At 48.4% G+C, this 13,952-nt stretch carries 9 protein-coding genes; 5 read left to right on the top strand and 4 right to left on the bottom strand.

Translation table 11 applies throughout. The features are described from left to right. Positions 1-119 precede the first annotated feature (119 nt). Positions 120-2,504: a PAS domain-containing hybrid sensor histidine kinase/response regulator gene (locus B3A20_RS01895; protein ID WP_290761240.1), complete on the top strand. Its 2,385-nt coding sequence runs from the start codon at positions 120-122 to the stop codon at positions 2,502-2,504. Between the two features lie 99 nt (positions 2,505-2,603). Here the strand turns inward: B3A20_RS01895 and B3A20_RS01890 are convergent, their stop codons facing one another. Beyond that, the gene (locus tag B3A20_RS01890; protein WP_290761238.1) at positions 2,604-2,957 is read right to left on the bottom strand and encodes an Hpt domain-containing protein; all 354 of its coding nucleotides are present in this window, start codon (positions 2,955-2,957) and stop codon (positions 2,604-2,606) included. 13 nt (positions 2,958-2,970) lie between these two features. Then, positions 2,971-4,491 (bottom strand): HD-GYP domain-containing protein, encoded by a 1,521-nt coding sequence (locus B3A20_RS01885; protein WP_290761236.1) that lies wholly within the window; start codon positions 4,489-4,491, stop codon positions 2,971-2,973. A gap of 220 nt (positions 4,492-4,711) precedes the next feature. Between B3A20_RS01885 and B3A20_RS01880 the strand changes: the two genes are divergently transcribed. Together B3A20_RS01880 and B3A20_RS01875 are read left to right on the top strand one after the other, a co-directional pair. After that, positions 4,712-6,958, top strand: coding sequence for a response regulator (locus B3A20_RS01880; RefSeq protein ID WP_290761234.1), 2,247 nt, complete (start codon positions 4,712-4,714; stop codon positions 6,956-6,958). A gap of 143 nt (positions 6,959-7,101) precedes the next feature. Beyond that, positions 7,102-9,291 carry a glycosyl hydrolase family 8 gene (locus B3A20_RS01875; RefSeq protein WP_290761232.1) on the top strand — a complete coding sequence of 730 codons (2,190 nt, stop codon included), beginning with the start codon at positions 7,102-7,104 and terminating at the stop codon, positions 9,289-9,291. A gap of 70 nt (positions 9,292-9,361) precedes the next feature. Here the strand turns inward: B3A20_RS01875 and B3A20_RS01870 are convergent, their stop codons facing one another. Beyond that, a complete protein-coding gene (locus B3A20_RS01870) occupies positions 9,362-10,621 on the bottom strand; it encodes a polysaccharide deacetylase family protein (RefSeq protein WP_290761230.1) in 1,260 nt (419 codons plus the stop codon). Between the two features lie 153 nt (positions 10,622-10,774). Continuing rightward, positions 10,775-12,169: a sugar porter family MFS transporter gene (locus B3A20_RS01865; RefSeq protein ID WP_290761227.1), complete on the bottom strand. Its 1,395-nt coding sequence runs from the start codon at positions 12,167-12,169 to the stop codon at positions 10,775-10,777. Positions 12,170-12,516: 347 nt separating this feature from the next. On the opposite strand from B3A20_RS01865, the gene B3A20_RS01860 reads away from it, so the two are divergent. Further along, the gene (locus tag B3A20_RS01860; protein WP_290761225.1) at positions 12,517-13,176 is read left to right on the top strand and encodes a hypothetical protein; all 660 of its coding nucleotides are present in this window, start codon (positions 12,517-12,519) and stop codon (positions 13,174-13,176) included. A gap of 511 nt (positions 13,177-13,687) precedes the next feature. After that, positions 13,688-13,952: class I tRNA ligase family protein (locus B3A20_RS01855; protein ID WP_290761223.1), on the top strand; the 265-nt coding region annotated here is incomplete at its 3' end.

The following is a 13,952-nucleotide window of genomic DNA, read 5'->3' as shown; positions in this document are numbered from 1 at the left end:
AAATCCGAGACTTTATTCGGTTTTTCCCAAACGGGTTCTGAAAATAAGTGTATTTTATACCATAGGGCGACTGGAGACGCCCGTTGGAAGGGATATTCTTGTTGGAGGATTTATAAATCATGGATTGTCTCGAATCGTCAGACTTGACGCATGCGATCCTGTCTAGTGCAGGAGTCGGTTTGTGGACTATAGAGCTTGACGAAGGCAGGCCTCCAAGAATGTATGCCGACAAGGCCTTTCTCCAAATTCTTGGATTTCCCGAAGAAACTCTCCCCGAAGACCTTTACAACTTATGGTGCAATAATATTGACCTTACGTACTATGAGGCGTTTGCCGAATCCATCGGACGGATGACCCGCGGCGAAATGTCCGAACAGGAGTACGCCTGGAACCACCAGTCCCGCGGGATTATATTCTTGAGGAGCAACGGGAGCCGTAATAACGAATATAAGCGGGGGGTGCGCCTAGAAGGTTGCTGTACCGACGTGACGGAACAGATTGAGTTCAAAATGCATTTGCGTGAACTCGACCAGTATTCCGATATTGCAAATACGCTTGGTGATGGATTCGACAGCATCTATTACATTGATACCAATGACAACTCGTTCATTGAGTTTAACGCCCAGGGGGCGGTGAATACTCTTGACTCCAAGACCTGCAAGGATTTTTTCGAAGGCCTGGAACGGGTTTTGGAAAAGGTGGTCTACCGCGAAGACTGGGAGGCGGTCAAGGATTTTGTCAATAAGGAAAAATTGCTCCGTGGTTTGCAAAAGGACCGCGCTGTTTCGGTTTCTTTCCGCTTTTCCTTTGACGGAAGGCTAGTTTACTACCGTTTGAAGGCGGCAAAGACTCCGGATTCCGAAAATCACATCGTCGTGACGCTTGAAAACGTCGATGAAGAGGAATCTGCTAAGGCCGAACGCAAGGCGATTGCAAACCGCGACATGGCTGTGATTTCTGGCCTTTCCGATGACTTTGGTTGTGTGGTGTATGTAGATTACGAGACGCTTTCCGAAGCGCATTACCGTTTTGACCCTGTATTCGATGAGCTTGTTCCGGGATGGTCCGAGATAAAGAACTTCGGCGAGCGCCTAGATGTTCTTGTCAATACTGTTGTCCATCCGAGCGACCGGGAATCGTTCTGTGCGGCGACCGAGCCTGCCAAAGTTCTTGACATGGTTGAGCACGAACACGTGTACTTTGTCAACTTCAGGCTGCAAGTCCATGGCGAAGATGTTTACTACCAGATTAAGTTTGTCAAGGATGAAAACTCGAAAAATCACGTGATTGCCGGTTTCCATAGCGTTGACGCCGAGACAAAGCGCGAAATGGCGAGTCTCGAAAAAGCGGAACTTGCGAACAAGGCCAAAAGCGCATTCCTATTCAACATGTCGCACGACATCCGTACACCGCTCAATGCAATGATTGGCTTTACCGACATGGCAGTCAAAAATATTGACGATAAAGTAAAAGCTCTTGATTGCCTCAACAAGTCAAAGCTTTCGAGTGAGCATCTTTTGTCCTTAATCAACGACGTGCTGGACATGTCGCGCATTGAAAGCGGCAAGGTGGAACTGGACTTAAACCCGGTTGATCTGGACGAAAATGGCGATGATTTAGTTCCGATGCTCAAGTCCTTGGCCGAAAAGAAAAATGTACACTTTGAATTTAACCGTCATGATATCCGGGACCGCTATGTGTATGTCGATTTCTTGCGCTTGAACCAAGTGCTGATTAACGTTGTCTCGAATGCGGTGAAATATACGCCTTCCGGAGGCTCGGTTACGGTCGATATACGCCAGGTTGCCTCGGATCGCGATGGCTACGGAATGTACCAGTTTGTCATTCAGGATACGGGTATCGGCATGAGCGCAGAATACCAGCAGCACCTCTTTGATGAATTCTCCCGTGAAAGGACATCTACGGTCAGTAAGCAACAGGGAACGGGGCTTGGTCTTGCTATCTCGAAGCGCATAGTCGATATGATGGAAGGGACGATTGATGTGGAAAGTAAAGTTGGGGAGGGCTCCAAGTTTACGATTCGCATCCCGATGCGCATTCAGGAAAATCCCGAGTCTGTGGAGCAGGTGCGTTTTGCTCACTCCGAACATGAATCAGTTTCATTCGAGGGCTTCAAGGTTCTTGTTGTTGAAGATAACGAACTGAATCTGGAAATATCGAAGGATATTCTTGAAAGTGCAGGGATTATCGTAGAATCTGCAGCCGACGGCTCCATTGCCGTGGATTGCTTAAAGGAAAAAGGCCCTGACTACTACGATTGCGTTTTGATGGATATCCAGATGCCGGTGATGGATGGCTTTGATGCGACACGCGCTATCCGCAAGATGTTCCCGGACAAGCGCATCCCGATTATTGCTCTTTCTGCAAATGCTTTTGATGAAGACCGCCGTAAATCCCTAGAAGCGGGTATGGATGGTCACTTGGCAAAGCCCATCGTTATAGCCCAGCTCGAAGATGCGTTGAAGAAGTTTCTTAGACGTTGAGAGGATCATTTTAGTGATTTGTGGTTGGTGGTTAGTGATTAGGATTTATAATCGCGGCGAAGCCGCCCTGTTTACTAACCACTGTTTACTAACCACTAATCACTGCTCCAACTGCTTGATTCCTGCCACTGCTGCAACGTAGTCCACTTCGACTTTTTCCAGCAGCGCTTGAGAATTGGCTGTGAATGCTTCTGGCCTCAGGTCTTCGGTGAGCTCACTACTCGATGCAGAGAGCTTGTTCAAGCCGAGATTTGCCGCAACACCCTTAAGCGTGTGTGCCGCACGGAATGCAGTCTTTGCGTCATTTGCCGCAAAGGCGTTCTTCAGTTCGCTAAAACTCGGGTCGTTCAAAAAGAGGCGCAAGTACTTTGCAACGCGAGATTCCATACGGAGTCTTTCAAGAACTTCGTTGAGCGATTCACCGATAGAGCTATAAAATTCAGAGAGCGTCATAAAATATCCTTGTTTAATGTGTTACGTCAATGTGCCCGTAAACGGAGGTGAGTACAGGCTCTTCGTTCGAGCCCTTCGTCCAGATGGGGAGTACCTTGACGTTGCAGGGGGTTTTCTTGCCGTCGATGTTGAATACTTGCTTCGAAATCGTAGGTTTGTCTTTTGGAGTCGTTTGACGACGCAGTATCTTCTTGATTCTTTCCAGGTTCTCGGTGGCGCTGGTGGCGTCTTCTCCTGGCTTGTAATCGTCAACGATTGTCCTTGGCAATCCTAGTTTTGCAGCCGCTTTCGCTGAAAGCTTCATCACGGTTGGGTTGGTTGTGTACTCGAATAAAATTCCATCCAGCATGGATTCGTAGAAATGGCTTTTTTTGCGTTCGTCAATAAACTGCCTGAAGGCCTGGTTGTAAATGGGGTGCTTCTGGTCGGTCATCATGGCGTCGGCGATGTAAAAAAAGTCCTTGTCGGCTTGCTTGCTCCAGTCGAATGTTTGTAGCGAAATGACAAGCTTGTCTGCAATGGCATCCAGACATTCAATCAAAAGCGGGTTGAATACGCCGCATTCGTTGTTGTGGATCATCTCGAGCGCTTTTTCGTGGGTGAACGCATGCTTGTAGCAGCGCTCGCTCGTGAGGGCGTCGTAAACGTCTGCGATAGAGACTATCTGGGCGGATATGGGGATTTCGTCGCCTTTGAGACCGTCGGGGTATCCGCGTCCATCCCAACGTTCATGGTGCCAACGGCAAATCTCGTAGGCGTACTTCATCAGCAGTTCGTCTTTACCGAAAGGGACGGCGTTCAGCATCCGGGCGCTGTTGACCGTGTGATTTTTCATGATGTTGAACTCTTCGGTCGTGAGCTTTCCTGGTTTGTTCAAAATCTCGTCGGGAATCGTGATTTTGCCGATGTCGTGCATGGACGATGCTGTGCAGATGATGCCGATGTCGTTTTTGTTGATATTGTACTTTGTGCTGCGGTGTAAAAGTTCGCGTAGGAGCATTTCCGTGATGGTGTTGATGTGCAGCACGTGCATGCCGCTTTCGCCATTGCGGAATTCCACAATGTGGCTTAGCATGGTCACCATCATGCTGTTGTTGCGCGTCTTCTCGTAAATCTGGTTTAGGACGAGATCCGAAAGGCTTTTCTGCTTGTTGTAAAGGCGGATGGTGTTGTTGACGCGGTTCTTGAGGACCATCTCGTCGAAAGGTCGCCCGATAAAGTCCGTGACTCCAAACATGTAGGCGCCTTCGACAAGCGCGTGCGCCGTTTCCGCCGAAATCATGATGACCGGGATTTCGTTAATCCAGCCGTTTTTGTTCATTATGGCAAGGACTTCCATCCCGTCTTTTTCGGGCATGACCATGTCCAAGAGCACTAGAGATATTTCGGAGGTCTTTTCTCTAAGTAAAAGCAATGCTTCGTTGCCGTTTTCCGCTTCGATGATGTTGTATTTGTCGCTGAGTATGTCGGACAACAGGGCGCGATTGACAGCCACATCATCAACAATCAATATTAGCGGACGTCTTTCATCCATAAGCGCATTCCTTTGATACCCCGATAGATACATAATAAATGTATATAATTTCAAAAGTCAAACGTAAGAAAAATGTAATTTTAACCATTTTGTGTTCATTGTCACAATAAAAATGCTGTGCTTAAATGTTCAATATTGCTGTAAATATAAAAATTGTATATATTCTGTAATATAAATGTAAGTATATTTAGCAGGATGTTGGCTTATGTGTGCAAGAAACATGATATTCCTGTTTTTTCTCTTGCTAGGAGGGGTTGCCTACGCAGGTCCACAGAATGTTAAAGTGGGATTTTTTGCCTATTCCGGCTATCACGAAATTTCGTTAAATGGTGAAAAGAGCGGCTATGACTACGAAATGTACCGTCAGCTTTCCCGCTATGCCAACCTGAATTTTGAGTTCGTCGGGTTCAACAAGACTTGGAACGACATGTTGGTGATGCTTGAAAAAGGTGAAATTGATATGGTTTCACCTGTAAGTCGGACCGATGAACTAGAAGAGCGGTTTGCGTTTTCGCGTCCGGTGGGGCTGTATCCTGATTACATCATCCTGCGAAAGAACGATACCGCACTGCTGAAGGAAATTGACTACGCTATCCGCGAAATGGACCTGACGGAGCCCGCCTGGAAAAATCAGCTGTACCGAAAATATTTTGGCGACGACGTGCTGGACGTGTCCGTGTTTCGAGACCGCGAGGTGGCGTTCTTGCAGGATTTTCGCAGCAAGGACAAGATGCTCAAGGTGACGGTTCGCAATGCGAAGTTCCCGTTTGCCTATATCGATAGGGGTGTCCCGAGAGGTATTTTGCTCGATATCTTTGCCGAAATTGCGCTCCATAACGGCCTAAAGTATGAGTTTGTCATGACTTATGACGAGAAAAAGCCGATTGTCGTTCTTGATGGCTCTTATGGCTTGGAGGGCGGCGACGATTCGTGGGTGTTTACTCCGCCATATTTGCATGAACAGGTGCTTGCCGGTTATGATAGCTTGCTATACGGAATGTGCATTGCCGTGCCGCGTTCGTTCCCGCGTGAACTTGCGTCTATCTTGACGAAGGGCGTGCTGGCTGTTTCGCCCAATGTTGTTCGGTCAAAGATTACTAAGTATGCTGGGTTCCGTATGCCGGATTTTGCTGGGGTCGCAATTCATGAACAGTCTAAAGTCGCAACCGCGTTTGGCGTAATTTTTGGCGTTCTCGGGATGGCGCTGGTCGGCTCTCTTGTCTGGATTGCGTTTAGGCGTAAACTGAAGAACCGTCAAAATGAACTGGACATGAGGCTGCGAGAGGCAAACGCATTTGCCGTCGAAGCGAAAGAAGCGAAGTCGAAGTTTTTGCTCAATATGAGCCACGATATTAGAACGCCGATGAATGCGATTATCGGTTATACGGAACGCGCCGAACGTCACGTCGATAACCGTGCGGATATTTTGGATGCGCTTCGCAAAATCCGCATATCGGGAGGCTACTTGCTCCAGCTTGTCGAGGAAGTTCTGGATATGGCAAAAATTGAGTCCGGACAGATGGTCCTTAGCGAGCGTATGGTGAATATTCCTTCCTGCATGAAGGAACTTTGCGAGTCGTGCGAACCCATGATGCGCCAAAAGAATATTTCGTTTATTTGGGAATTTCCATCGATAAGGAACAAGTTTGTCATGGCGTATGCTAGCGGCCTTCGTCAGATTATGTACAACATTATTTCTAATGCCCAGAAGTTTACGCCGTATGGTGGCCGTGTGGTATTCTCCTTTGAAGAACGTCCGTGTCAAGTCGATGGCTATACTGTATTTGACTTTGAAATCAGCGATAACGGACTTGGGATGTCGAAGGAATTTCTTGAGCATATTTATGACGAATTTTCCCGTGAGCAATCGTCTACGCAAAGTGGCGTGATGGGGACTGGTCTTGGCATGACGATAGTGAAACGGCTTGCCGATATGATGGGGGCCGAAATCGATATCCAGAGTGAAATTGGGCTTGGAACGACGGTCCATGTGCGTACGCAGTTCAAAATTGCGACAGAAAGCGATGTGGACCTGGTTCCTGCGGGAAAATGTGAAACGGATTGCGCTGCCCTGAAGGAAAAGCGCGTGCTTCTTGTTGAAGACAACGCGTTCAACCGGGAAATTGCGCAAGACCTTTTGCATGACAACCAGATGATTGTGGAGGTTGCAGAAAACGGACTTGAGGCGGTGACTAAAGTACGTGAACATGCCCCGGATTATTACGACTGCATCCTGATGGATGTGCAGATGCCGGTGATGGGCGGCTACGAGGCGACTCGTGCTATTCGCAAGCTTTATCCCGGTGTGCATATTCCGATTATCGCCATCTCCGCAAATGCTTTTGAAGAAGATCGGCAAAAATCCCTAGCGGCGGGAATGGATGAGCATCTTACAAAGCCGTTCATAGTATCAAAGGTTCTCGAAACAATAAGTTCCGTTATGCAAAAAAATGTTAACGTAGCGTGACGGAAAGGAACATTTTAAGAACACTTTTCGTGTGATTTTACGCATTATGTCAATCCTTTTACAAAAGAAGGGTTGATTTTTGACGTGCTATCAAACTATCTTTTAGGTTGGATGGGTGAAATCTTTTTTTAAAAGGAATTCATATGAAGAATTTGGTAAAAGTTATGCTGGGCCTCGCAGCCGCAACTGCAGTGACAGCATCTGCTGCAGGAAGTTTCCCGTTTCCGCAGAACACGAAGTATCCGCACGGCAAGATTATTGAATACGCCGATACGGACATGATCAAGTCCCACTATGCAAAGTGGAAGCAAGCTTGGTACAAGGCTTCCAATGGTTGGGTGCTCGCTCCGGAAGGAACTTGCTCTACTGTTTCCGAAGCTATTGCATACGGTATGTTGATTTCCGTCTACATGGACGATCAGGATGTTTTCAAGAATCTTTATAAGACTTGGACTGGCAACAGCGCTGGTGCCAATGGCGGTATGAACTGGCGTATTGGCTGCGACGGTGGCTCGGGTACCGCATCTGACGCTGACTTCGATGCCGCTCTCGCTCTCGTGATGGCTTCCAAGCAGTGGAATGACGCTTCTTACCTCACTGCCGGTAAGTCCCTTATCAGTTGGATTGCTTCTAACGATATCGAAAGCAACAAGATTAAGCCGGGTAACCAGTGGAACAACGCTTTCAACCCGAGCTATGCAACGACTGCCAATTTCCAGCTTTTCCAGGATGTTGCCGGTGGTTCTTGGTCTAGCGTCATCTCTCAGGCTTATACGGACTTGAACGCTTGCCAGGATTCCAAGACTGGTCTTGTTCCGGACTGGTGCGACTGGAGTTCCCATAAGCCGGTGTTGACGAATGCAGCCGTTGCCAATGACATTGGTTTCTACGATGACGCAGCCCGTACGCCGTGGCGTATGGCATGGGCATATTACTGGTACGGTGATACCAAGGCTCAGGCTTTCAACAAGAAGATTGTGGACTGGCTCATTCCGGAAACCCGCACGGCTAGTGGCGTAAATTCTGGTTATAAGTACACTGGTGGCATCTTCATGGCTGACAAGAGCGACGAACGTAACTTTGTTTCTTCTACGTTCTCCGGCGGTCTCGGCCTTGCAACATCTTCTATCGATAGCAAGGAAGCTGAAACCTATCTCGGTACGGTTTACAAGGTCCTTAAGGAAAAGGAAAGCTGCACTACCGCCCAGGGTTGCGGTGAAGGTTCTGTCGCTGGTGAAAAGTACTATCCGGCTACTTTGAACATGCTCTACCTCCTCCTCGTGACGGGTAACATGCCGAACTTCTATAACATGACCGGCTTTGAAAAGTTCACTCCGGATCCGTCCAAGGCTCCGTCCATCAAGGAAGGCGATGGTGAACACTTGGCATTTGGCGATACGACTGTTGGTGTTTCTGGTCTTTGGAACTGGGGTGCATACCACGACAAGCTCGGTATCGGCACCAATATGGTCCCGGATTCTGGCGCATCTCCGCTCTACAGATTGGATGACGGTTCTGTCATTGCCCGTGCTTCTATGGAAATCGGACCGGAACCGGAATGGACCGAAGCTGCTGCTAAGGCTGGTCTCCTCAAGTATCCGTCTGCCGGTATCGCAGTTTCCTTCAAGAAGGACGATTGCAAGGCTACCAAGTCCTGCGGTGTGAACTTCAAGGAACTTGGTATTCAGTACATCCGCGTGACTGCAAAGACCTCTGGCCCGATTCGTATGGCTATCCTCAATACCATCACCGACGAAAACGAAGAAAAGAAGGTTGAAAACGCTGGTGCAGGTTCTGAACCGGGTATCTATGTTGACAACTCTGAAGAATTCAAGGCTGTGACCTATGACATGACTCCGTATGAATACGGTTTCAATGGCCTTGGCGCTGGTAAGGAAATCAATATTCTTGACTGGGTTAGCAAGAACAATGCACCGGAAGGCGCTGAAATCCTTACTTGCATCAAGGGTCTCAAGTGGGAAGTCAAGGATGCCAAGGGCGGTCTCGGTGAACTTTCCATCAAGTCCGTCGAATTCCTCGATGCATCCAAGCAGCCGGTTGACCCGGTCAAGCTCACTGGCCTCGAAATCAAGGACAATCCGATTAGCCTCTACAAGGTTGCCATGATGCCGCACTTCAGCGTCCGTGCTAACGGCCTGCAGATTGAAATCAACGGTGCTCAGGTTGGCAATCCGTACGGTGTCTACAACATGCAGGGCAAGCTCGTTGCCGCTGGCATGGCTTTCAGCAGCAACCTGACTGTCAAGGTTCCGACTGCTGGATCTTACATCGTTCGCATTGGTTCTGAACTGAACCGTGTCAACGTGAAGTAATTCTCTTAAGAATTCCTAAGATTTCAGAAGCCGGGGCGAATGCCTCGGCTTCTTTTGTATTTGCTGAAATTTATTTTGCTACTTTCTTTGTTATAGCTGGCAATTTTTCCGCTTCAGCGCGAATGATGTAAATACCCTTGGGATAGTCCTTGGGAACAGAAAATCCGTTTGTCGCTCCGAGCTTTTTACCGCGCAAGTCATATAGCGTGAATTTTGAATAAGACGCTATCGCTTTCTTTGGCTTTGCCTTGGGGAGCGGGATGTTTCCCGTATTCCGCATGATTAGGCTTTGGGACATGAATTCAATAATGTAGCTGCCGTCGCTTTCGGGGGTCAGCTTTTTGCCGTCTTGTTCAAGAGTCGTTTTGCTGCTCACGCGGGTCGTATCGATTTGAATGCGGAGGGGAACGCTTTTGGGCATTCTCTCGTGCGGAATTTTCCATTTTACGGAATAGCCGTTGTCAATTTTGTCCATGGTGGCGTTCTCGATGATGAAATGCGCCCGCTGGTAGGCGGCTACTGTTCCGAGTGGCGCTATCCACAGCTTGTTCTTCACGGCGCGTTCAAAAAGACGCTTTATATCGTCCGGATTGATGGAGAGGTAGTCGATTGTCCTTTCCGAAACGTCGTGCTGTAAGACGACAAGCCATGTTCCTTCGGTAATCTGCGGCTCTAATGGATTTGTGTTGTTGAATGTCCCGATAAAGGCAGCTGTGTCCAAGGCGTTCAGCATCTCGTTTACCGTGACATCTGTGCGTGACCAGATTTTTGCCTTAAGGCTCATCCAGTCCGGTTCGACATCCCATTTGTTACGACCGTCAAAACCGCAGTCGCGGTTGATCATGTGGCGCTTTTGGATGACCTTCTTGATGTTTTCGCCGTTCTCGCAGCCGGGAGTTGCGAAAGAGACGATGTTGACGTCGGCGCCATATTTAGCGAGCGCAGCTTCGATGGTATCTGCAAAATCGGTAATTTCGACTTCAAGTTCGTCATCCGTTTCTTCCGGTAGGCGCCAGTGTGACAATGTGTGGTTGCCTATTTCATTTCCGGAGTTTGCGAGCGCAGCAAAACCTTCTGCGTTTTTGGTCAGGCGGTCTTGGAATCCTGTCAAGAAGAAGGTGACATGAACGTCGGGCATTGCGTCGAGCAAAGGCTTCAAGTTCAAAAACTGTGTTTCGTAAGCGTCGTCAAATGTGAAACTGACGGCCCCGACATGGCCGTTCCAGGGAACGGTCCTGAATGGGGCTGCCATGCAGAATCCTGCGAGTCCAAATGCGATACCGCATGCCAGTGCTATCGCTGTGGACTTGTTTGACGTCTTTTTTTTCATAATACTACACCATAGTATTATAAAAATAATCTTATAATGCTAAAAAAATACAAGATATAGGCTCTTGTATCGTCCCATTCGGAATGATTTAACAAAAAGTCTCGGAGGGGAGCTCCGAGACTTTGCTTTTAAGAGTGTTCAGCGGGTTTAGGATTACATCGCTTCGAGCTTCTTGCCCTTGGTTTCGTTCACCAGCTTGGCGACGAACACAAAGCTTATTGCCGCAAAGGTCGTGTAAATCAAGTAGGTCGGGCCGATGCCGATGCCGTCCTTGCCGACGAGAACCGGGAAAGACCAGCTGACCAGGAAGTTTGCACCCCACTGGGCGAGGCCACATATTGCGATAGCCACGGCACGGATGCGGTTGTTGAACATTTCGCCGAGCATCACCCACATCACCGGGCCCCACGTGGCGGCAAAGAATGCCACGTAGAAGTTTGCGGCGAGGAGGGCGAAGACGCCGCTAGAACCGACGAGGTTACCGCTAGCGTCGGAACCGAAGAGGAAGCAGCAGGCGAGAATGCCAAGCGTTACGGTCATACCGGCAGAACCGATGAGCAAAAGCGGCTTACGACCAATCTTATCGATAAGGAGGATTGCAGCAATTGTCATGGTCAAGTTGATGGCGCTAGAAATCACGCTCGTGAGGAATGCATCGCTTTCACCGAAACCGACACTCTGCCAAAGCATGGAACCGTAGTAGAAGATAACGTTGATACCCACAAGCTGCTGGAGGATGGCAAGTCCGAGACCCGCCCAGACAATCGGAGCGATGCGCTTCTTGCCTGCGACTGTTTCGAGGAGGTCCGAAAGCTTTGCCGGCTTGTTGTTCTTGAAGGAATCTTGGATTTCTTGCGTCTTTTCTGCAATGCCCACAGATGCGATCATCGAAAGCACTTTCTGAGCTTCTTCGATGCGGCCCTTGCTCACAAGGAAACGCGGGGATTCCGGGAGCTGCCAGGCGGCGACACCGTAAAGGAATGCCGGGATGGCTTCGACCCAGAACATCACCTTCCAGGAATGGATGCCCATGATCGTGTTACTTGCGGAACCCGAAATGCGGACAATGATGTAGTTGGAAAGGAGGGCAACAAAGATACCGATAACGATGGCGAACTGCTGCATGGAACCTAGACGCCCACGCAAATGCGCTGGGGAGGTTTCGGCAATGTAAATCGGGGCGATGATAGATGCTACACCGATACCCACACCGCCAATCACACGCCAGGCGATGAAGTCGTAGATGGTGAACGGGAGGCCGGAACCGATGGCGCTGATAAAGAAAAGGACGGACGCTGCGAGCATGCAACGTACACGTCCAAACTTATCTGCCAGACGGCCGGCGAAATATGCACCGATGGCAGCGCCGATCAATGCGAGAGAAACCGCAAGGCCAAGCTGCATGTCGTTGCAGTTGAAGTAGCCCTTAAGCGCAACGTTTGCGCCGTTAATCACGGACGAGTCAAAACCGAATAGGAACCCTCCGATGGCGGCGGAAAGGGTTATCATGATGACATGTCCAACTTTGTAATTGTCTTCTACTGCCATTTTCGTACCTCTGTTTTTTGATTTTGTCAAATGGATTAGCCGCTAATATAGCTATCAAGAAATTGTAAATTCAAGGTTTACAATCAACCTCGATAGTCCAAAAAGGACTAACGGTTTTCTTACTTTCCAGCATAGTTGGAGGCTTGAGACCATTGCTCCCTATATGTCTATTATATATAATTTTATTACATTGGAACAGAAATTTTTAAAAGCGGCCTTTTTTACATATTCCAACTTGGAATATGTGGACGATGAATTTTTATTTTGTTTTTTGTATAAAAACCGCCTTTTTGCGGAAGGAGAAATAAATGAATTTGTCTAGTATAAAAAGAATTTGTGCGGAATTTATGTTTTTGTGTTTGTCGTCTTTGATGTTCTCGGGATGCGCTGCGACATCGTCTGGAAACTTGCTGGGAGAAGCCGCTGTCCTCAAGTATTCGACGAATCAGAAAAAATACCATTATGTGGAAGCGGGGGGAGTCTATGCTGGTGATGAAAGTAGGGAAGTTTCGTCGCCGCATCATTCGAAATCTATGATAGGGCTTGCTGTCAATGCGAAAGTTGAACTTTTGTCATTTGATTACTCGTTGGCTGGGCAAAAAGGGGGATTGTTCTTGTCTGTCCCGATTTCCATTCCGATGGATATTGGGGTGCGTCCGAGTGTTGTGCAATGGATTGGCCCTGCATATTTAGGGGCGGGAGTCTCTTTTGTGGGTGGATATTATTCCAATGAACAAAAAGAAAATTATGAGCCTAAAGTGAATAATCCGAAGGGGCGTTTTGACGGCTTTATTTTGTACAACGTTGGCGGCGGTGCAATGTTTGATCTCGGTGAAGTGTTTTCTTTGGGAGCTTACGTCAATTACGAACGGGTCGCTTTCAATAGCGGCGGATCGAATGCTAAAAACGAGATGTTTTCGGATTGGACAAGTGATAAGGGCAGGGAAAACTACCCGGGGTATGCGCACCGTACGAATGTGTTGACGTTTGGCATCAGCGCTTTTTGAGAAAAGAAACATCCCTGGGGTTTGTATTTGGAATATGCACCGGAAGGGCTTCCGCTAAATGACAAGCGCACCAAGTTCCAGGTTGGCTGGATTTTCTTGTATTGATTTGATAATGGTGGGGGAATTTTCTACTTGGCGCTCCTACGGAGCGCATTTAGTTCGGCTCGGCAATGTCAAAACAACTAGTTGTTTGACGTCTATGACGTAAGTGGCTGCGGTTCGAAAATGCAAAAACAAGTTTTTGCGCTTTCTCACCTTGCACACTTTTGCCGCTGCTCTCGCCTTTGACGCTCTTTGAGTGTCTTTTGCTAGGCTCGGAAATGGGCCTGTAAACAGTCCCGCTTCACTCGCCTTACGCAAAAGTTTCTATCTTTACGCCCGAAAATTTAACGTTAGGTTGCGTTGGCGATGGATTGTGCAATCCCTTCGGCAAGCTCAGGGATCTTACATGGTCGGTGAGCCTGTCGAACCGCTCGTCTTTCGTCTAGCAAAACCCTTCCGAGGTTCAATCATGTTTCGTGAAGTAAAGAAAGAAGAAACCTTCCCGCAGATCGAAGAGCGCGTGCTCGCCCTGTGGGATAAGGATGAATCGTTCAAGAAGTCGCTGGATTCCCGTCCGGAAACTGAACCGTACACTTTCTACGATGGCCCTCCGTTTGCAACGGGCCTTCCGCACTACGGTCACTTGCTTGCCGGTACCATCAAGGATATCGTTCCGCGTTACTGGACCATGAAGGGCAAGAAGGTTCCCCGCGGTTTCGGTTGGGACTGCCACG

This window comes from Fibrobacter sp. UBA4297 (assembly GCF_002394865.1).
Taxonomy (GTDB): Bacteria; Fibrobacterota; Fibrobacteria; order Fibrobacterales; family Fibrobacteraceae; genus Fibrobacter.
Note: the sequence above shows the minus strand (reverse complement) of the source record. Positions and strands in the feature narration are given on the sequence as shown.

Bases quoted from the DNA above. Each gene is read 5' to 3' on its own strand.
- B3A20_RS01895 (WP_290761240.1), top strand. From the start codon at position 120: ATGGATTGTCTCGAATCGTCAGACTTGACGCATGCGATCCTGTCTAGT.
- B3A20_RS01890 (WP_290761238.1), bottom strand. From the start codon at position 2,957: ATGACGCTCTCTGAATTTTATAGCTCTATCGGTGAATCGCTCAACGAA.
- B3A20_RS01885 (WP_290761236.1), bottom strand. From the start codon at position 4,491: ATGGATGAAAGACGTCCGCTAATATTGATTGTTGATGATGTGGCTGTC.
- B3A20_RS01880 (WP_290761234.1), top strand. From the start codon at position 4,712: ATGATATTCCTGTTTTTTCTCTTGCTAGGAGGGGTTGCCTACGCAGGT.
- B3A20_RS01875 (WP_290761232.1), top strand. From the start codon at position 7,102: ATGAAGAATTTGGTAAAAGTTATGCTGGGCCTCGCAGCCGCAACTGCA.
- B3A20_RS01870 (WP_290761230.1), bottom strand. From the start codon at position 10,621: ATGAAAAAAAAGACGTCAAACAAGTCCACAGCGATAGCACTGGCATGC.
- B3A20_RS01865 (WP_290761227.1), bottom strand. From the start codon at position 12,169: ATGGCAGTAGAAGACAATTACAAAGTTGGACATGTCATCATGATAACC.
- B3A20_RS01860 (WP_290761225.1), top strand. From the start codon at position 12,517: ATGTTTTTGTGTTTGTCGTCTTTGATGTTCTCGGGATGCGCTGCGACA.